The 18,086-nt window shown below is 52.3% G+C and carries 17 protein-coding genes and 1 pseudogene; 12 read left to right on the top strand and 6 right to left on the bottom strand.

Annotated features, from left to right (window positions below):
• Positions 1-115: 115 nt before the first annotated feature.
• Positions 116-730 (top strand): ATP-dependent Clp protease proteolytic subunit, encoded by a 615-nt coding sequence (locus IE076_RS21260; protein ID WP_189438813.1) that lies wholly within the window; start codon positions 116-118, stop codon positions 728-730.
• A gap of 69 nt (positions 731-799) precedes the next feature.
• Here the strand turns inward: IE076_RS21260 and IE076_RS21255 are convergent, their stop codons facing one another.
• Positions 800-1,396 carry a thiamine phosphate synthase gene (locus IE076_RS21255; protein ID WP_189438812.1) on the bottom strand — a complete coding sequence of 199 codons (597 nt, stop codon included), beginning with the start codon at positions 1,394-1,396 and terminating at the stop codon, positions 800-802.
• Between the two features lie 314 nt (positions 1,397-1,710).
• Between IE076_RS21255 and IE076_RS21250 the strand changes: the two genes are divergently transcribed.
• On the top strand, positions 1,711-2,952 hold the full coding sequence (locus IE076_RS21250) for an adenylate/guanylate cyclase domain-containing protein (RefSeq protein WP_189438811.1): 1,242 nt from the start codon (positions 1,711-1,713) through the stop codon (positions 2,950-2,952).
• A 102-nt stretch (positions 2,953-3,054) separates the two neighbouring features.
• Here the strand turns inward: IE076_RS21250 and IE076_RS21245 are convergent.
• Positions 3,055-3,225 (bottom strand): annotated as a pseudogene (locus tag IE076_RS21245) (thiamine phosphate synthase); the annotation flags it as partial.
• A 220-nt stretch (positions 3,226-3,445) separates the two neighbouring features.
• Here IE076_RS21245 and IE076_RS21240 point away from each other — a divergent pair.
• Entirely contained in the window at positions 3,446-4,687 is a 1,242-nt protein-coding gene (locus IE076_RS21240) for an adenylate/guanylate cyclase domain-containing protein (protein ID WP_189438810.1), read from the top strand.
• Here the strand turns inward: IE076_RS21240 and IE076_RS21235 are convergent.
• Entirely contained in the window at positions 4,612-5,328 is a 717-nt protein-coding gene (locus IE076_RS21235; protein ID WP_189438809.1) for a DUF599 domain-containing protein, read from the bottom strand. The genes IE076_RS21240 and IE076_RS21235 overlap by 76 nt on opposite strands.
• A gap of 977 nt (positions 5,329-6,305) precedes the next feature.
• Between IE076_RS21235 and IE076_RS21230 the strand changes: the two genes are divergently transcribed.
• Complete coding sequence (locus IE076_RS21230; RefSeq protein ID WP_189438808.1) at positions 6,306-6,752, top strand: DUF1489 family protein; 447 nt, start codon at positions 6,306-6,308, stop codon at positions 6,750-6,752.
• A 111-nt stretch (positions 6,753-6,863) separates the two neighbouring features.
• Here IE076_RS21230 and panC read toward each other — a convergent pair whose 3' ends face one another.
• Complete coding sequence (gene panC, locus IE076_RS21225) at positions 6,864-7,706, bottom strand: pantoate--beta-alanine ligase (RefSeq protein WP_189438807.1); 843 nt, start codon at positions 7,704-7,706, stop codon at positions 6,864-6,866.
• A gap of 273 nt (positions 7,707-7,979) precedes the next feature.
• Here panC and IE076_RS21220 point away from each other — a divergent pair, with 273 nt between their 5' ends.
• Together IE076_RS21220 and IE076_RS23015 are read left to right on the top strand one after the other, a co-directional pair.
• Positions 7,980-8,702: a vWA domain-containing protein gene (locus IE076_RS21220; RefSeq protein WP_189438806.1), complete on the top strand. Its 723-nt coding sequence runs from the start codon at positions 7,980-7,982 to the stop codon at positions 8,700-8,702.
• 17 nt (positions 8,703-8,719) lie between these two features.
• Positions 8,720-9,451, top strand: coding sequence for a J domain-containing protein (locus tag IE076_RS23015; RefSeq protein ID WP_189438805.1), 732 nt, complete (start codon positions 8,720-8,722; stop codon positions 9,449-9,451).
• A gap of 21 nt (positions 9,452-9,472) precedes the next feature.
• On the opposite strand, the gene IE076_RS21210 is transcribed toward IE076_RS23015, so the two are convergent.
• Positions 9,473-10,903, bottom strand: a complete 1,431-nt coding sequence (locus tag IE076_RS21210) for a D-alanyl-D-alanine carboxypeptidase (protein ID WP_189438804.1) — start codon at positions 10,901-10,903, stop codon at positions 9,473-9,475.
• Between the two features lie 389 nt (positions 10,904-11,292).
• Between IE076_RS21210 and IE076_RS21205 the strand changes: the two genes are divergently transcribed.
• The 6 genes from IE076_RS21205 to IE076_RS21180 all read left to right on the top strand — a co-directional run bounded on the left by IE076_RS21205 (position 11,293) and on the right by IE076_RS21180 (position 17,263).
• Positions 11,293-11,625, top strand: a complete 333-nt coding sequence (locus IE076_RS21205) for a phasin family protein (protein WP_189438803.1) — start codon at positions 11,293-11,295, stop codon at positions 11,623-11,625.
• 704 nt (positions 11,626-12,329) lie between these two features.
• Positions 12,330-12,659: an ATP-dependent Clp protease adapter ClpS gene (clpS, locus tag IE076_RS21200; RefSeq protein ID WP_054666257.1), complete on the top strand. Its 330-nt coding sequence runs from the start codon at positions 12,330-12,332 to the stop codon at positions 12,657-12,659.
• A gap of 12 nt (positions 12,660-12,671) precedes the next feature.
• Complete coding sequence (gene clpA, locus IE076_RS21195) at positions 12,672-15,122, top strand: ATP-dependent Clp protease ATP-binding subunit ClpA (RefSeq protein ID WP_189438802.1); 2,451 nt, start codon at positions 12,672-12,674, stop codon at positions 15,120-15,122.
• A gap of 155 nt (positions 15,123-15,277) precedes the next feature.
• Positions 15,278-16,042, top strand: a complete 765-nt coding sequence (locus IE076_RS21190; RefSeq protein WP_189438801.1) for an AzlC family ABC transporter permease — start codon at positions 15,278-15,280, stop codon at positions 16,040-16,042.
• Positions 16,039-16,386: an AzlD domain-containing protein gene (locus IE076_RS21185; RefSeq protein ID WP_189438800.1), complete on the top strand. Its 348-nt coding sequence runs from the start codon at positions 16,039-16,041 to the stop codon at positions 16,384-16,386. Before IE076_RS21190 ends, IE076_RS21185 begins: the two co-directional genes overlap by 4 nt.
• Before the next feature lie 82 nt (positions 16,387-16,468).
• Positions 16,469-17,263, top strand: coding sequence for an N-acetyltransferase (locus tag IE076_RS21180; protein ID WP_209009371.1), 795 nt, complete (start codon positions 16,469-16,471; stop codon positions 17,261-17,263).
• A gap of 180 nt (positions 17,264-17,443) precedes the next feature.
• On the opposite strand, the gene IE076_RS21175 is transcribed toward IE076_RS21180, so the two are convergent.
• Positions 17,444-17,875 carry an HIT family protein gene (locus tag IE076_RS21175; protein ID WP_189438798.1) on the bottom strand — a complete coding sequence of 144 codons (432 nt, stop codon included), beginning with the start codon at positions 17,873-17,875 and terminating at the stop codon, positions 17,444-17,446.
• Positions 17,876-18,086 lie beyond the last annotated feature (211 nt).

The following is an 18,086-nucleotide window of genomic DNA, read 5'->3' as shown; positions in this document are numbered from 1 at the left end:
TTTCTGTTAGGCTATCACTTTGTGTGTTTGCGGTCTGCCGCAGTATCTTTTAGTTATGTTTGATCAGAGTCTGCCGCGTTGGGCGGTAGCTAATATAAGGGAGCATGTCATTCGCATGACGGACTATTGTGCTTCGACGTCAGGTCGCCTTGAAGGTGATGAAGACGCGCCAAAGAATCCTGAAAAGTCCATCCCGGTGGACAAGCATCTTTTTGATGCGCGTACAGTGCTGATTACAGGACCTGTGACACAAGAGATGGCTCAGGATGTCTGTTCCCGTCTGCTTGCACTTGCACAAGTCAGCAACGACCCGATTACCGTTATTGTTTCATCTCCGGGCGGACACGTTGAGTCCGGCGATATGATCCATGACATGATCAAGTTCATTAAGCCGGAAGTTCGTATTCTGGGTATGGGCTGGGTGGCAAGTGCCGGCGCGCTGATTTACGTGTCTGTGCCGCGTGAGCGTCGCTTCTGCACGAAAAACACCCGCTTCCTGCTACACCAACCATCCGGTGGTGCTGGCGGTATGGCAACTGATATCGAAATTCAGGCCAAAGAAATTCTCAAGATGCGTGATCGTCTGAACCAGCTCTTTGCAGATGCAACTGGTCAGCCGCTTGAGCGCATTGAAAAAGACACAGACCGTGATTACTGGATGAGCCCTGAAGAGGGTATCGAGTACGGTCTTGTTGGCTCAGTGGTCAACAACGCTTCCGAGCTTTCCTGATAGCTTCTTACTGGCAGGAATGGAAAAAAGGCAGCCCGGTGGCTGCCTTTTTTGCTGCCCGGTTCAGCGCTACCAGGATTTGGAGGTTTCAAGCCACTGGGTGATGCGTTGCTCAGGATCTTGTGCGGCGGTGACGTCTGAGATGATGGCAACGCTGTCTGCGCCGCTTGCGTATACATCGCTTGCGCGCTCAAGCGTGATGCCGCCGATGGCCACAAGATGCTTGTCGGTACGTGCTCTCCATCTCTTCAGAGTTTCGAGGCCCTGGGGCTGCCAGGTCAATTCTTTGCTGGTGCTCTTGTAAATCGGACCGAGCGCCACATATTCTGGATCGAGCGCCAGAGCTGTGTCTAGCTCGGCTTCATCATGGGTGGAAACACCGTAGTAGATCCCCGCTGAACGGAGTGCGTGGAAATCTGCGGTTTTCAAGTCCTCTTGTCCTAAGTGCACGTAGCCTACATTCGCGTCGTAGGCTGCTTGCCAGTGATCATTGACCACGAGAACGGCACCGGCCTTGTTGCAAAGCTGTTTTGCCTGACGGACCTGAGTGCGGATCTCGTCCTCTGACTTATCTTTAATGCGGAGCTGGATAAATTTGACGCCAAGGGGAAGAATGCGGGGCAGCCATTCCGCGCTGTCGATGATCAGGTAAAAGCGATGTAACATTGCTGGATTTCTCGATTAGGACGCAGTGATGTGCCGGGCAATCACGAAATGCGTGCAGCGTTCATATGTCGAGTGAAAATAGAAGTTGGGATAGTTTTTGGCTACAAATTTTTAGAAATTTGAAGCATTTACACGTTGGGCGTGTGTTGAATTGTGGAGAAAATATAGCAATAAATGCGATGGTTTCTTGAAGGTGTTCCTGTAAATGTCTGAGTTGGATAGTAAATAATGAAGAATATTGGAGTGCCTGCCACATTTGTTTGTGTGCATAGTAGTTTTACGTGGTCTTCTCTTCGTTCGTCTCTGGGGTGTAAATGTCTGTAATTGAGTCGTCGTCTCGCTACGATCTGCTGGAGTGGTTGTCCCAGGATGCAAAAATGCTGGGGCGTCCGTGCCGTATCTTTGCGGTTTTAGGGGAGCGACTGCATAAAATGGGTGTTGCGGTGGACCGGATCTCGACCGGTATCTCTATTCTGGACCCCAATTATCACGGTGAAGGGCTTATCTGGGAGCGAGGTGTGGGGCCGCGCATCCGATACTTCCAACAGACCCCGGAATCGAGCGAGTCTTATAATCAAAGCCTGTGGAAGCGCTCCATCGAAAGCGGCAAGATCATCCGTCATAGATTTGGGCAGCACGATGAGTATGACCAGCTCAAAGTCTCTCAGGAGCTCCAGGAGCAGGGGTATACGGACTATGTTTCTGTGCCTATCAAGTTCTCCGACGGCGAGCTGCATGGATTGGCGTTTGCGACCCGTTCCGGCGACGGGTTTCGCGACGAAGATGTCGATCTGTTTGAGCAGATCTCAGCGCCGTTGTCGTTGATTTGCGAGTTGTTCAACTCCAGGCAGGCCTCTGAAAGCATCCTGAATACCTATCTTGGTACACGCGCCGGACGGCGGGTGATGGAGGGGGAGATCCAGCGTGGGGATGGCGAGCATATCAACGCGATTGTGGCGTTTTCTGATATCCGCAACTTCACCGGATTTTCCAATTATCTGCCTGATAAAGCCCTCCTGCATCTGCTCAATGAGTATTTCGGCATTATCACCTCCCGTGTTGAACAGCATGGCGGTGAGATCCTGAAGTTCATTGGGGATGAGGTGCTGGCGGTGTTTCCTTACACCGATGCACAGAGTGCCAGAATAGCGGCATTCGAGGCGCTGGAAGCGCTACGGGAAAGCCTTGCGGATCTGGCGGTCGAGAATGCTCGCGGGTTCCCGGATCTGCCTGCCATCCATGTTGGCATGGGCGTGCATTCCGGGCGTGTGTTCTTTGGGAATGTGGGCGGTCAGCGGCGACTGGACTTTACGGTTGTTGGGCCGGTGGTGAACGAGGCTGCACGGATTGCTGATCTTTCCAAACGGCTTAATCAGGAAATGCTGATTTCGCAGGCTGTAGCGAACATCCTTGACTGCGGTGAAGGGACTTATGTGGGGACTTACCCGCTCAAGGGCTTCCCCTCACCGGTGAATGTCTATCAGGCACCGGAGCTGACCAGATCCTGCGCGTTTGGACCGGGTAATACTGCTTTTCTTGCTTTGGAGAAGAGCTAACCGATGTTAGCTCATTTCTTTTGATGGGCCTTGTATTTCGTGTCTGGGATTACATATTTGAAATCCAGTAGCAGTGCTTTGCCAGCTTACCTTCATCATGAGTTACAATGCGTAATAGATACCAGCGGAACGGAGTGCGCGGTATTCGGTGATTTTCAGGTCTTCTTGCCCTAAGTGCACGCATTTTGCGTTTGCCGCATAGGCAGCTTCCCGATGAATGATTACGACAAGCAAAGCTCCTGCTTTGTTGCAGGGTCGTATTGCGTGCCGGGCTGGAGCGTGTGTCTCGTCTGTGACTTATCTTTGCCGTCGAGTTGATGAACTGCGCCTTGTGATTGTTGCTGAGTGGGGAAGCCAGGTAGAAAGCTGCGAATTTCATGAGGGTATTGAGCTAAGCGTCTGGGGTGGAAGAAAATGACGAAACGTATTGGAGAAACTGCTGAATTTGCTCACGAAAGGCAGCTTCTATGTGGTTTCCTTTCCCGGGGTGTAAATGACTGTAATTGAAAGATCGTCACTCAGCGAATTATTGGAATGGCTGTCCAAGGATGCCAAGATGTTGGGGCATCCCAACGGTATCTTTGCGGTCTTAGGCGAGCGTTTGCTTAAGATGGGCATTGAAGTTGACCGGATCTCGGCTGGCATTTCTATTCTGGACCCGAATTATCATGGTGAAGGCCTTATCTGGGAGCGTGGTGTCGGACCTCGTATCCGGTACTGCCAGGGGGCGGCTGAAGGCAATGAGTCATACAATCAAAGTCTCTGGAAGCGCTCTGTCGAGAGTGGCAAGGTTATCAGGCACAAGTTTGGGCACCATGATGAGTATGACAAGCTTGGAATTTCTCAGGAGCTGAAGGCGCAGGGCTATACGGAGTATGTGTCTGTTCCCATGACATTTTCCGATGGTGATCTGCATGGGCTGGGATTTGCCTCGCGCACGGCAGATGGGTTCCGCGATGGCGATGTTGCTTTGTTTGAACGGATCGCAGTGCCGCTCTCGATGATTTGCGAATTGTTCAACTCCCGGCGAGTTTCTGAAAGCATCCTTGATACTTACCTTGGCGCGCGCGCCGGGCAGCGAGTGATGAATGGGGAGATTCAGCGGGGAGATGGCGAGCATATCAACGCGATTGTGGCGTTCTCTGATATTCGCAACTTCACCAGATTTTCCAATTACCTGCCTGATAAGGCGCTGTTGCGCCTGCTGAACGAGTATTTCGGCATCATCACATCGCGTGTTGAGCAGCATGGTGGCGAGATACTGAAGTTTATCGGAGATGAGGTTTTAGCGGTGTTTCCTTATACGGATGCACAAAGTGCCAGAATTGCTGCGTGTGAGGCGATGGCCGCGCTTCGGGAAAGCCTTGCGGAACTGGCTGCGACCAATGCGGATGGTTTTGCCGACTTGCCTGCTATACACGTGGGAATGGGCGTGCATGCCGGGCGTGTGTTCTTTGGCAATGTGGGTGGTCAGCGGCGACTGGACTTTACAGTTGTTGGGCCGGTGGTGAACGAGGCTGCCCGGATTGCTGAACTTTCCAAGCGTCTTAATCAGGAGATGCTGATTTCGCAGGCTGTAGCGAACATCCTTGACTGCGGTGAAGGGACTTATGTGGGGACTTACCCGCTCAAGGGTTTCCCCTCACCGGTGAATGTCTATCAGGCGCCGGAGCTGACCAGATCCTGCGCGTTTGGACCAGGTAATACGGCTTTTCTTGCTTTGGAGAAGAACTGACGGCGTAGCAGCACCAGCGTTACCATCAGGGTCGTACCCATGAAGATGTAGGGGCCTGCATACCATCCCAGATAACCGACAGCGAAGAACAATGCTTGTTGGCCGTTGCTAAAGTGACGGCCTGCGAGGGTTGCCAGCCGCGCTGCACGCAGTGAGGCTTCTACAGCTTCATCGTTCTCGTCGTGTGCATCATCGGGAATCGAGCCCATGACGATAGTGGTGTAATTGAATAGCCGGTAAGCCCAACCGAACTTGAAGAAAGCATAGGCCAGAATAACCATGAGGCCGAATGTCTTAGCTTCGTTCTGCAGCGGGTCATCGAGAAACGGCAGCTCGAGCAGCTTTGCCATGTTTGCGACTTCATCCATAGCGCTAAGCAGGGTGACCGTCCCACCAATGGCGATAAGAGAGGCCGAAGCAAAAAAGGCCGTTCCCTGTTGCAAGCCGGAGGCGATGTTCGTGTCTGCAATGCGTACTTCGCGCTTCAGCATGGCGCGCATCCATCGGTATCGGTGCGCGTCCATAGCGTAGGAAAGTGTGTGTTTTGACCATGGGCTGCGGTAGGCCAGCCAACTGTACAAGCCCCATGCGAAGATGAAAAAGAAGATGGCTATGATGTTGGAAAGCTGGATCTGTAGCATTGATCTTTCTGTTTTCTAAGCCGGTGTCGGGAATTCAGCCTGCGTTCATACAGTGCTTGATATCTGTTTGGCATGATTTAGAGGAAGGGGCTAGGGCCGGGGGCTATTTGAGACTCAGTGAACCCAGCTAATTTGCAGTTCAAGCGGCTCTGATATGTCAAAAAACGGGCTTCAGGTTGTCGTGATTTGAAGTTACAACCCCAAAAAAGTCGGGTTTCCGACGAATTTTCCTAAAAAAAATGCATGGTCATTTTTTAGTAATTGTCGAGATTTTTAGTAATTTCAATTTGACGTAAGCTGTTGGCAATACAAGATTTTATCGATCGTGTATATCTAAGCGTGAGAAATGTGGTTGCGAAGTTAGACAGGACTGCGGCGATCTGATGGGTCAAATCTGCCGTTTTGCTGTTGCGCTTTGGGCACGAGAGGGATATTTCCTGCGGCCTGTGCTGACGGGGTCTCCTCGGCGCACTCATATCAACCATTAAATGGTGTTTTATGGACCACGAAATTCAAAAGTCTTGCTGGGGGTTCACTGTTTGGACCGTAGCTACCCTTGGCGGCGTTTTGGCACTGCTTTACGTATTTGCAGGTGCCGGCAGCTAATCGCATAATTGCTGCCCAGACGTAGATTTTAAATGGGGATGCGGACGTTTTGTCTGCATCCCTTTTTCATTGGGTGGTTCTATCCGTAAATGAAAATCGATAATGTGCTGCTGATCACGCTCTGTGCGTTCACACAGCGCTTCTTCCCTTCCTCTTCGAGCTTGTGCTCGTTCCCTTCAAAATACTCTTCTGCAGCTCTTACAGCTTGATGGCCGGAAACGATTTGCGCATGTGTGGTGTAGCAGGTGGATTATCTGGCTGCGCTGGGCTTTGCGACGAGCCTGAGTGATCACCAATATGTTTGTGTAAGGCGTTAGCTATGGGGGTTGCTTTGGCTGGCAAAAAAACGTTCTTCCTGCTATTTCAGCCCTATGACGTTACATCTGGTGAAACTCTGTGTTGGCGTGGAAAGCGTTGACCAGCTGCGGAATTATATCGAACAGCGGCAGATTCATGCGCTGGCCCAAGGTTTGAGCGATGAACAGATCCATACCACGCGTATGGTGCCAACGCGCATTGACGAACTGCTTGATGGTGGCTCGCTCTATTGGGTGATCAAGGGCAATGTTCAGGTTCGACAGAAACTGATTGATATCCGCGTTCACAAAGATGATGCTGGCAAGAAGCGGTGTGAGCTTGTGATGGAGCCTTACCTTCATCAGACCCAGCTCCAGCCACGCAGAGCCTTTCAGGGCTGGCGCTACCTAAAACCATCAGATGCACCGCCGGATGTGACCGGACCTTTGCTGGATCAGGATCAACTTGCGGATATGCCGGAGGCTATGCGCCGGGAGCTGCAGGAGCTCTGTCTGATTTAGAACTGGCGCTATGGGGAGTGCTCCGGGCAATTGCGTTTAATTGCCCGAAGATTGCTTTTTGTTGTTACTTCTTTTCTCTGAAAATCAGTGCACCCTTGTTAGGGCAACGCCTTACACTTCGATGTTGTCGATCAGTCGGGTAGTGCCGACTTTCGCTGCGACGAGAATGCGGGCGCCGCTGGTTTCAATGGGCGTGCCCAGGTGCTTGGCATGGCGCAGCTCGAAGTAGTCAGTTGCAAAGCCGGAGAGTTTCAGAGCGGCCAGAGCTTTCTTACGAACATCAATCCAGCTTTCGCCGTTGCGCAGTGCGTTTCGCGCTGTGGTCAGCGTTTGCGAGATGGCGATTGCTGTCTGGCGTTCCTTGGCATCGAGATACTCATTGCGGGATGACATGGCGAGACCATCGTGTTCGCGCACGATCGGGGCGCCGACGATTTTGGTTGGCAGATGCAGGTCTTTGGCCATGCGCTCAATCACACGCAGCTGCTGGTAATCCTTTTCGCCAAACACAGCGATGTCTGGCAGTACGGCCAGAAGCAGCTTTGCTACCACTGTTGCAACGCCGTTGAAGAAATGCGGTCTGTGGTCGGTTTCCAATCCAAGCGCCGGACCCTCGATCTGGATGGAGGTGGCGAAACCATTGGGATACATTTCTTTCGCATTTGGAGCGAAGACGCCAAACACATTGTGGTCCGCCAGCTTTTGCAGGTCGGACTCTTCGGTTCTTGGATAGCTTTCGAAATCCTCGCCCGGAGCGAACTGTTTTGGGTTCACAAAGATCGAAGCAATCACGATGTCGGCGTGTTCGCGGGCCTTCTCGACCAGCGACAGGTGACCGGCGTGCAGAGCGCCCATGGTCGGAACAAGCGCGATTGTTTTGCCTTCTTGCCTCAGAGGTGCAAGTGCAGCCCGAAGTGCGTCTACGCCGCGGTATACGTCCGGGAGATTTCTCATTGATGTCTCCATGTGGGAACACATCCCTATATTTCTTTGCTGTGCAGCTTTTTTTATCTGTTGTTGGTAATGGGATCGTGCAGTCACTGTTGAGCCCATTTGCAAGCAGAAACTGATATACTCGGACATAGCAGATTTTGTAGGCATTCTCACTGCGCCAATAGTGGGTATTGGTCTTTAGGCAGCAAAATGAACAAACTGTCCCAAGAATTGTTCAAGCTCTTGAAATAAAACGCCTTCATAATCGGACATGACGTGAATACAGGTGTGCCAATGTCAGACAAGCTCTCCAAAAGAACCGGTTTCGTGAATAATCCTGCAGCGGGCAAGGGCGATCTTGCCAATTTTCTGGAGGCTGCGAAGGGGGCTGTTGCAGCGCCGGAGGGTGATGAACGTGGCCGTTTGATCTTTGCACTGGATGCGACGATGAGCCGTCAGCCCACGTGGGATCAGGCCTGTCATTTGCAGGAGGAGATGTTCATTGAGGCGGGCCGCGTTGGCTCGCTGGATGTGCAGCTGGTGTTCTTCCGTGGTTATGGTGAGTGTAAGTCCTCGCGCTGGGTCAGCAATTCCAAGGAACTGGGGCGCATGATGCGCAAGATCCGTGTGCAGGCCGGACGAACGCAGATTCGCAAAGTGCTGGACCATGCTTTGGCGGAGACCCGGAAGAAACGGGTGCAGGCGGTGGTTTATATCGGCGACTGCATGGAGGAGAATCCCGACCTTGTTTGTGACAAGGCAGGGGAGCTTGGCTTGCTGGGCGTTCCGGTTTTTGTCTTTCAGGAAGGCAAGGACATTGTGGCAGAGCGGGCATACCGGGAGATTGCGCGGTTGAGCAACGGGGTCTATCTGAATTTTGATCAGGGATCTGCTGCCAGCTTGCGCGGACTGCTTGCTGCGATTGCCACATATTCAGCGGGGGGCAGACAGGCCCTTGAGCAACTTGAGCAATCGGGGCATAAAGGTGCGCAATTCTTGATAGAACACCTTAAGTAATGCATGTCAGGTAATATATGGGCTATTTGGTCTTTGGAGGACTGGTTCTTGCCGTCCTCTATCTTTTCGCTAAGTGGATGACGCAGTCCAATCCGGCAAAACTTGCAGAAGTTTTGAAGATGCTGATCGGCGGATTATTGCTGGTCTTTTGCGCTTTTCTAGCGGTCACAGGCAGGTATGTCATTGCGCTGCCGCTCGCTGCGTTTGCGCTTTCCCTTCTGGGGTGGGGATCTGCGCAGAATTTCCGGTTTCCCGGCGGGTTCTCCCTTGGCGGACTGGGAGGGGCTTCAAAGAGCGCCGGTCAGACTTCCAACATCTCCTCTGCTTTTCTCCATATGGAACTGGAGCATGATAGCAAGAAGCTTGAGGGCAAGGTGCTTGCCGGTACATTTGCGGGCCGTGCCTTGAGTTCATTGCAGGTTGCAGAGCTCAAACAGCTTTGGCGCGAAGTGCAGCGGGATGGGGACAGTGTTGCCCTACTCGAAGCTTACCTCGATAGCAGGCTCTCCAACTGGCGTGTAAACTTCCAGGCGGATTCCACAGCGGGGCAGCGAGACACGGCGGGCTCTAGCGCTCTGACTGAGAAGGAGGCCTACGAGGTTCTTGGACTTGCGCCGGGAGCCTCTGTGGACGAGATCCGAGCTGCTCATCGCAGACTGATTAAGCGATTGCACCCCGATAGTGGGGGGTCGGCTTTCCTGGCTTCCAAACTCAACGAGGCGAAGGATCGGCTTCTCAACAGACATTAGACTCACCGTGATTGATACGAGTTACTGATAGACGGCATAGCAGGAGTACTTGGCTTTCTTGAGCTCGGCACAAGCATCCCAGGCGGCTGTTTTGGTTTCAAACCCGATGAACCGCGCGCGGTACAGAGTTTGTTTCTTGGATTTGACCGGTTCAGTGTAAATGCGTTTGTTGCGCAGGGTTGATGCTGCTGCAGCGCGCGCGTTTTTCAGGAGCTTGATGGCTTTATCCTGACTGTCGGTCGCAGAAATCTGAATATGCCAGCCAGATGTGTTGATGTCCTCTGGCTTCAGGCTCGCAATCTGTCTCTCGACGGGTGCGGCCGAAGGTGCCGGACTTGCTGCTGGCGCGGAGGCTTCAGGCGCTGCCAGTGAATTGGCAACCAGTTCCTTACGCGGTGCAGGAACAGCGGCTTGTTGCTCCAGCATTCTTGCGATTGGGTCGTTTGGCTTTGAGTTCGGAGTTGCTCCGTTCGCGTTGGCATAGGCCATGAGTGTTGGCTCATCCGCCTGCTGCGTGGTCGCTTTTGCTACCGGAATTGCCGGTGCGACTTTCGGGAACTTGTAGTCTTTCACGCCGGCATAAAGCATTGGTGCAGTACGGCTACCACGGGATGCTTTTGGCAGGTACTGATTGATCAGCTTGACCATCTGCGCATCACGGGTTCTGGCGGTTCTGCCACCCAATACCACAGCAACGATATGGCGCTTGTCGCGTTTCACGTTGGTGACAATGTTAAAACCGGAGGCATTAATGTAGCCGGTTTTGATGCCATCGACACCCTGCACACGGCCCAGCAAGTTGTTGTGGTTGCCCATGCGGCGACCATGAAACGTATAGGACCGGGTATTGAAGAACTCGTAGTATTTCGGAAAACGCTCCTGAACCGCGCGGCCCAGCAGCGCAAGGTCAGCGGCGGTGGTGACCTGCTTGGAATTTGGCAGGCCGTGCGGATTCTTGAATGTGGTGTTGCGCATGCCGATGGCGCGGGCAGTCCGCGTCATGCGGCGGGCAAAGGCTTGCTCGGAGCCAGAGATGTGTTCTGCAATCACAGTCGACGCATCGTTTGCGGACTTCGTGACGAGCCCATATATGGCATCTTTTACAAGTAAAGAGCTGCCAACTTTCAGGCCAAGCTTTGTTGGTGGGCGACCAGCCGCGTAGCGGGAGACCTTCATCTTGCTGTTGAGCGAAAGACGGCCAGCTTCAAGTTCCTCAAATAGAACATAAAGCGTCATTATCTTTGTGGTGGAGGCTGGGAAGCGCGGTTCATTGGCGCTATTGGAATACAAAACCTTTCCGGTTTTGGCATCAACCACAATTCCGGCATATTTGGAATTTGCTTCCGCTATGGAAGGAAGTGTAGCGAGTGCTACTGTCACGGCAATAATGCCAAGAACTTGTCCAAATGTCTTCTTCAGGCGCCAAATTGGCCCAAAATTACGCAGACCCATGTTTTTTTCGCCCCGTGAGCAAGGTTGGCGGCTTACGCGCTCTCTACAAAAATTCGGTGTGATGTTGTGAGGTGTGTTCTAAAAACCTCAGCCGCACTCAATACAGCATTTGGCGCTCCTCCCAACCACTTCATACCCAGAATGATGTGATTACGGTTACAATTCGGTAAATGCGTAGAGGCAGTTTGCAAAAATCTTATCTTTTCTTTTTACGGTCTCCTGCCAAGTCCCTGTCTTTTTGAGATGTTGCAGTGCAAAATAAATATTGACAAAATTTGTGCGTCGCATACTATCCCAGCGTAAGTTTAGAGATGTGGCGTTTGCTCCCCAAGAGAGAAACAACCTAATCATCGAAATACCGGCACCGCCCAATTGATGAGGGAATTTTTATGGTTACAGGATTTGAAAATATGCAGAAGCTTGGCAAAGATAACATGGATGTGGCTATGCAAAGCTTCGGTGCCTTTTCCAAGGGCATTCAGGCAATCTCTGCTGAAGTTGCGGACTATTCCAAGAAATCTATCGAGGAAAGCAGTGCAGCAATCGAGAAGGTTGTAGCAGCTAAGTCTCTCGACAAGGCTATGGAAGCTCAGGCCGATTTTGCAAAAGTGAGCTACGAGAACATGGTAGGTCAGGCCGCCAAGATTGGTGAAATGTATGCTGAAGTCGCAAAAGACGCATACAAGCCATATGAAAATATGCTGGCTAAAGCTACTAAGTGATCATCTGATCCAATTGAGATTGAAAGCCCGAAGCCGGTTACGGCTTCGGGCTTTTTGCGTTGTGGTGTTTAAAATCGTCCGCCCGTCGCTTGTTTCTGTTTTCTTTGATCCTATCTGTCCTCTTCTGGGACCTGTCAAAATATTGTGACTTGGTCGTTCGAATTTGGGCGTGTTTCTGAATTCTTATGGGTTTCTGACTTCTGGTGGGTGCGTTTGTGCTGCAGGGTGGCAGAATAAACGTAGTTCCGTTAGGGGCCGGGGTTACCCCCTTCGGATAGGCGGAGCGTTTTCTCTGCTTATTGGTTTGCATTTTCCGGTTTGCTCGGAGAATAATCAGTACTAACATCGGGGTGTGATCCGCGTGTTTCCTGAGTGCCTACAATTAATTGATAGGGTGAGTACATTTAGGAAACTGCCAGTGCTATGGGTGCCGGGGGTACCAGCAGGCCCGAGATCTGGAGCGAGTAGGCAGCTTAGAGGCTGCAATGAGAGTTTGAATGAAGGACCATCGACAGGCAATGAGTGTTCTCAGCAGAGATAAACTTATGCTTTCGGCACATGATAAAACAGAAGATGAAATGCTGTTTGATTTTTCTGGAGTTGTTGGTGTGCCCTATGAAAATACATATCCCTTGAATTCGCAGGGGGTACGTTTAAATACTATAAAGTCCTCTGCGTTATACATGGAGGGGCAAAGAGAACTAATGAGTAGCGATTTCGACCTGGATAATGACGATGATGGCGGGACGATTACCGTTACCAAACCTAAGCCGAAGACGAAGCGGCCAAGTTTGTATCGTGTATTGTTGCTCAACGATGATTATACGCCGATGGAGTTCGTAATCCACGTTGTGGAGCGGTTCTTTCATAAGGATCGTGAGGATGCGACACAGATTATGCTCCATGTCCATCATCATGGCGTAGGTGAATGTGGAGTCTTCACCTATGAAGTGGCTGAGACAAAGGTCACGCAAGTTATGGATTTCGCCCGAAAACACCAACATCCGTTGCAGTGTGTAATGGAGAAAAAGTAATAGGGGGCGCCTGTGCCGTCATTTTCTCGCAGTCTGGAGAAAGCTCTCCATCAAGCTTTGGCTTTTGCTAACGAGCGCCATCAGGAATACGCGACCCTGGAGCATCTGCTGCTTTCATTGATCGATGATCAGGATGCAGCTGCAGTCATGCGTGCCTGTAATGTGGATCTCGATCAACTGCGAAAAAGCATTGTTGAATATATTGATACTGAACTAGAGAACCTCGTTGTTGACGGGGATGATGATTCCAAACCAACCGCCGGGTTCCAGCGTGTGATTCAACGCGCTGTGATTCACGTCCAGTCTTCGGGACGTGAAGAGGTGACCGGTGCGAACGTTCTTGTTGCCATCTTTGCTGAACGGGAGAGTCATGCTGCGTACTTTTTGCAAGAGCAGGAAATGACTCGGTACGACGCTGTAAACTATATTTCTCATGGGATTGCCAAGCGGGCTGGCCTGTCTGAACCGCGCCGGGTGCGCGGTGTTGAAGAAGATGCAGAGGATGGTTCCGATTCGCCTGTGGGTATGCCTCAACCACCATCCGGTGGTACGTCTGAGCAGACCAAACGGAAGACAGAGGCTCTTGAAGCCTATTGTCAGAACCTGAATGAGAAGGCGTTTTCCGGCAAGATTGATCCGCTCATCGGTCGCGAGAAAGAGATTTCGCGCACCATTCAGATTTTGTGCCGCCGCGCTAAGAACAATCCGCTCTACGTGGGTGATCCGGGCGTTGGTAAAACGGCCATCGCTGAAGGGCTTGCTCGTCGTATCGTTGTAGGTGACGTACCTGAGGTGCTCACGACTGCAACGATCTTCTCGCTGGATATGGGCTCACTGCTGGCAGGTACCCGGTATCGTGGTGATTTTGAGGAACGTCTGAAGCAGGTCGTCAAGGAAATCGAAGATTATCCGGGTGCGATCATGTTCATCGACGAGATCCATACCGTGATTGGTGCTGGTGCGACCTCTGGTGGGGCGATGGATGCGTCCAACCTGTTGAAGCCTGCGCTGGCTTCCGGTTCGATCCGCTGTATCGGTTCCACCACTTATAAAGAGTATCGCCAGTTCTTTGAAAAGGACCGTGCGCTTGTACGCCGCTTCCAGAAAGTGGATGTGAACGAGCCAACCATTCCGGATGCAATTGAGATTCTTCAAGGTCTGAAGCCATACTTTGAGGACTTCCATAACATCAAATACACCAATGATGCGATCAAGGCGGCTGTGGAGCTGTCCTCCCGCTACCTTGCTGACAGGAAACTGCCGGATAAAGCCATTGATGTGATTGATGAGTCTGGTGCCTCACAGATGCTGCTGCCTGAGGGTAAGCGCCGGAAGACCATTGGTCTGAAGGAAATTGAAGCAACCATTGCGACCATGGCACGTATTCCGCCTAAGTCGGTTTCCAAGGATGATGCGACAGTTCTGTCCAATCTGCGGGATAGTCTGAAGCGCGTTGTTTACGGTCAGGACCCTGCGATCGAGGCGCTGTCTGCCTCCATCAAACTGGCCCGTGCTGGTCTGCGTGAGCCAGATAAGCCAATTGGCTCCTATCTGTTCTCCGGTCCAACCGGTGTTGGTAAGACGGAAGTTGCGCGTCAACTTGCTTCTACGCTGGGTGTTGAGCTGGTGCGCTTTGATATGTCCGAGTACATGGAGCGTCATACGGTCTCTCGTTTGATCGGTGCACCTCCGGGTTACGTGGGCTTTGATCAGGGCGGTCTGTTGACAGACGCTGTTGATCAACATCCACACTGCGTGTTGTTGCTGGATGAGATTGAGAAAGCTCACCCTGATCTGTTCAACATTCTGTTGCAGGTGATGGACCACGGTAAGCTTACGGACCACAACGGCAAGTCTGTGGACTTCCGCAATGTGATCCTGATCATGACCACCAACGCTGGTGCGGCAGATCTGGCAAAAGCTCCGATGGGCTTCAGCCGCATGACCCGTGAGGGTGATGATGCGGAAGCGATCAACAAGATGTTTACTCCGGAGTTCCGGAACCGTCTTGATGCGATCATTCCGTTCGCGAATCTGGATAACGACGTTATCCATCGTGTGGTTGAGAAGTTCGTTATGCAGCTGGAAGCTCAGCTTGCAGAGCGTAACGTGACCTTTGAGCTGACGCCTGAAGCTGTCGCATGGCTCTCCGAGAAGGGGTATGACCGGATGATGGGTGCCCGTCCGCTGGGCCGTGTCATTCAGGAGCACATCAAAAAGCCGCTGGCTGATGAGGTGTTGTTCGGCAAGCTTCAGAAGGGCGGTACTGTTAAAGTCTCCGTTTCTGAGGATCTTGAAGGTCTGCTTCTTGAAAGTGTTGAGGACCGTCCTGCCTCAAAGGCGAAGGGCAGCCGGAAGAAGCCAGCTGCTCGAGGAAAGGGTAAGTCTGGTGTTCCCAAAACGGGTCGGGGTGCGGATGCCACCAAGCGTGGTGATGTTCCGAGCATACCGATTGCGGACTAAAGCTAAAGAACTACTGAGAAAAAGCCGGAGCATTTGCTCTGGCTTTTTTGTATGGTGGGGTTACGTAGTCCTGTGTAGTCAGTTTTTATATAATTGCGGGTCGCGTTTTCTCTTCCCAAGGGTCGCAGTGTATCGGCCTTTTTCCGAGTTTTTAAATGACCAGTTCCGACATGAATGTTGAAGAAGGGGATGAACCTTCTGAATTTGAGGGAGGTGCCTATTGGTTCCGCCAAGGGGTCAAGGGTGCGGTATGTCTTCCGACACTTATTTTGATGATGGCCTTTGTGGGGTTCACCTCGCTGGCCAGTGAAGTTGGGTTGACGCTGATTGAAGTGCTGATGATGAGCTTCTTCATGTGGGCGCTGCCAAGCATTGTTGTGTTGACGGGTGCCATGAGCGTTGGGACAGGGTTGATCCCTGCTGCGATTGCTGTGGCGCTCTCAGCCGTGCGGTTGATGCCGATGACGGTTGCGCTGATTCCTGTCTTGCGGGATGGGAAGCGCACCAAGACCTGGCATATGTTGATCGTCTCTCATTTTGTGGCGGTGACAGCGTGGGTGTTTGCCATGCGGAACTTGCCATCGCTTCCACGGGCTGCACGCTTGCCGTACTTTGCGGGGTTTGGGGGAACGGTGCATTTGGTGGTGCTGTGTTCTACTGCCGTGTCTTATGTGTTGCTGCCAGTGGTTGATGGGCCGATTGCCGCTGGTCTGGTGATGTTGACGCCGGTCTACTTCATGTTTTCCATGTATCAGGCAGCGCGGACCGGTGGAGATCAGGCAGCGCTTTTGCTGGGGCTTATTCTCGGGCCGGTGTTTTACTACCTCTTTCCGGGAGCTGATTTGTTGCTCACTGGATTTGTTGGCGGCACGGTTGCCTTTACCGGGTGGCTGTTTGCAACGCGAAGGGGTGAGCTGTGAGTGAGATTTATGGCAGCGTGTGGTGGCCTTATGTGATGATCCTCGTTGCGGGCTTTCTGGCGACGGAATGCTGGCGATGGATTGGTGTGTTTGCTGCTGGCAGACTGCGTGATGACAGTCTGGTTTTTGCGTGGGTGCGGGCGGTGGCGACGGCGCTCGTGGCCGGGATTATCGCACGGTTGATCCTGTTTCCTGATGGGGTTCTGGGCGATGTGCCTATGTGGCTGCGTCTTGTGGCGGTGGCTGGCGGCGTGATTGGGTACAAGCTCTCCAAAGACCGGTTGATCCTTGGAATTCTTACTGCCGAGGTTGTGTTGATTGGTGGGTGGGCGGTTATGTCCTAGCCGATCTTTTCGGGGCTTGATTGCGCGCAATGTTGATGGTGATCTCCGGCCTTACCTTAGGGTAGTGAGTTGGGAGATGAGCATGACCTATATTGGGCTGAGCGAGCGCACCCTTTGTGATGAGCATATCTGCTGTGCGATCTCGGACAAGAAATGCGCGCAAGGCTACCAGTTGAAGAAAGACTGGCTACGGTCGCAGTTTGCAGCGGACTATCAGTTCGTCCGGTTGGATGAGCGGGCCAAGGTCTTTATGGAGTTTGGTCCGGCGGAAGCGGGCTGGGCGCCTGTGGTTGCGCCGGGACATCTACTGATCAATTGCTTTTGGGTCTCTGGAAAATACAAGGGGCAGGGCCATGGCAAGGCGCTGCTGGCCAAAGCTGTCGAAGCGGCTCGGCAGGCAGGGGCAGTGGGGCTGGTGACAATCGCCGGTGCAAAGAAGATGCACTTCCTCTCAGATGGAAAATGGTTCAAGCGGCAAGGTTTTGAGGTCTGCGATACATCGCCGGATGGCTTTGAGCTGCTTCGGCTTGGTGTGGGTGAGGCAGGTGGTTCGGCTTCGTTTGCGGAGGCGGTTCAAAATGGATTGAGGCCGACGGAGGAGGGGCTGGTTGCGTACTACTCCCATCGGTGTCCGTTTACCGACCATCATGTGACGCAGAACCTGAAAGAGACCGCGAGTAAGCGTGGGTTGCCGCTCAAGATTGTTCTTCTGGATACGCTGGAGAAAGCTCAGGCCGCGCCGACGCCGGCGACTATCTTTTCTTTGTATTGGAGCGGGAAGTTTGTGACCACGGACCTGAGCGTGTGTATGGACACCCGCTTTGACCGGATCATGCAGAAGGCGCTGAATGAGAGTGTAGTTGCAGAGTCAGTCTGATTGTTTCAGGTGAATCAAATTTCTGATGGTGCTGAGGGGTTGATTCAACTGCGCTGGCTAGTTGCTTGATATCAGGGACGAAACTGTAGATCGGCAGAGGCGGTCGTTTCGGGTGAATCGAATTTGTCTCGCGCACTCTGGTGTGGGTGCGCGAGGTTGTTTCTGTTGAAATGATCTGGATTAGGCTTCGAGTGCCGCGCGGATTTTATTTGCGTTTGCCTTGAGCTTGTCGCTGTCTTCCATCTCGCCGGTGTGTGGGCGCAGGGTGATGCCTTGTGTGCGTGGAATGACGTGGAAGTGGGTGTGGAACACCATTTGCCCGCCAGCTGTTTCGTTGAACTGGTGGATGGTGATGCCATCTGCGTTGAAGGCCTTTTTGAGCACTCGTGCCATTTTCTGGGTGGTCTTGATAGCAGCGGTCAGGTCAGCTTCTTCAATATCCATGATGTTGCGGGACCCGTTTTTGGGCAGGACGAGGACGTGACCGTCAGCGCGTGGCATGATGTCCATGATAACAATGGTGTTTTCGTCTTCGTAGACTTTCTCTGACGGCAGTTCGCCGCGCAGGATTTTAGCGAAGATGTTCTGGTCATCGTAGGACGGGCTGGTCATCTTGATTTCCTCTTGAAACTTTCAGTTTATCCGGGCATCGCCTGCGCGTGGTTTTGCTCGCAGGTCGTTATCGGTAGTTAATCCGATTCATTGACCAAGATCACTGGAGAATCAACGTGTGGTTTTGGCGGAGTTGTTGAGAACCTGATTGTACTTAAGAAACTGATTCAAGTCCGGCGGGATTTGTGAGTCCTTTCAGCGTTTTGAATCG

It is taken from the genome of Pseudovibrio japonicus (assembly GCF_014651595.1).
Lineage (GTDB): Bacteria > Pseudomonadota > Alphaproteobacteria > Rhizobiales > Stappiaceae > Pseudovibrio > Pseudovibrio japonicus.
Note: the sequence above shows the minus strand (reverse complement) of the source record. Positions and strands in the feature narration are given on the sequence as shown.

Bases quoted from the DNA above. Each gene is read 5' to 3' on its own strand.
- IE076_RS21235 (WP_189438809.1), bottom strand. From the start codon at position 5,328: ATGCTACAGATCCAGCTTTCCAACATCATAGCCATCTTCTTTTTCATC.
- IE076_RS21240 (WP_189438810.1), top strand. From the start codon at position 3,446: ATGACTGTAATTGAAAGATCGTCACTCAGCGAATTATTGGAATGGCTG.
- clpS (WP_054666257.1), top strand. From the start codon at position 12,330: ATGAGTAGCGATTTCGACCTGGATAATGACGATGATGGCGGGACGATT.
- IE076_RS21190 (WP_189438801.1), top strand. From the start codon at position 15,278: ATGACCAGTTCCGACATGAATGTTGAAGAAGGGGATGAACCTTCTGAA.
- IE076_RS21180 (WP_209009371.1), top strand. From the start codon at position 16,469: ATGACCTATATTGGGCTGAGCGAGCGCACCCTTTGTGATGAGCATATC.
- IE076_RS21210 (WP_189438804.1), bottom strand. From the start codon at position 10,903: ATGGGTCTGCGTAATTTTGGGCCAATTTGGCGCCTGAAGAAGACATTT.
- IE076_RS21230 (WP_189438808.1), top strand. From the start codon at position 6,306: ATGACGTTACATCTGGTGAAACTCTGTGTTGGCGTGGAAAGCGTTGAC.
- IE076_RS21205 (WP_189438803.1), top strand. From the start codon at position 11,293: ATGGTTACAGGATTTGAAAATATGCAGAAGCTTGGCAAAGATAACATG.
- IE076_RS21175 (WP_189438798.1), bottom strand. From the start codon at position 17,875: ATGACCAGCCCGTCCTACGATGACCAGAACATCTTCGCTAAAATCCTG.
- IE076_RS21250 (WP_189438811.1), top strand. From the start codon at position 1,711: ATGTCTGTAATTGAGTCGTCGTCTCGCTACGATCTGCTGGAGTGGTTG.
- panC (WP_189438807.1), bottom strand. From the start codon at position 7,706: ATGAGAAATCTCCCGGACGTATACCGCGGCGTAGACGCACTTCGGGCT.
- IE076_RS23015 (WP_189438805.1), top strand. From the start codon at position 8,720: ATGGGCTATTTGGTCTTTGGAGGACTGGTTCTTGCCGTCCTCTATCTT.
- IE076_RS21220 (WP_189438806.1), top strand. From the start codon at position 7,980: ATGTCAGACAAGCTCTCCAAAAGAACCGGTTTCGTGAATAATCCTGCA.
- IE076_RS21260 (WP_189438813.1), top strand. From the start codon at position 116: ATGACGGACTATTGTGCTTCGACGTCAGGTCGCCTTGAAGGTGATGAA.
- IE076_RS21255 (WP_189438812.1), bottom strand. From the start codon at position 1,396: ATGTTACATCGCTTTTACCTGATCATCGACAGCGCGGAATGGCTGCCC.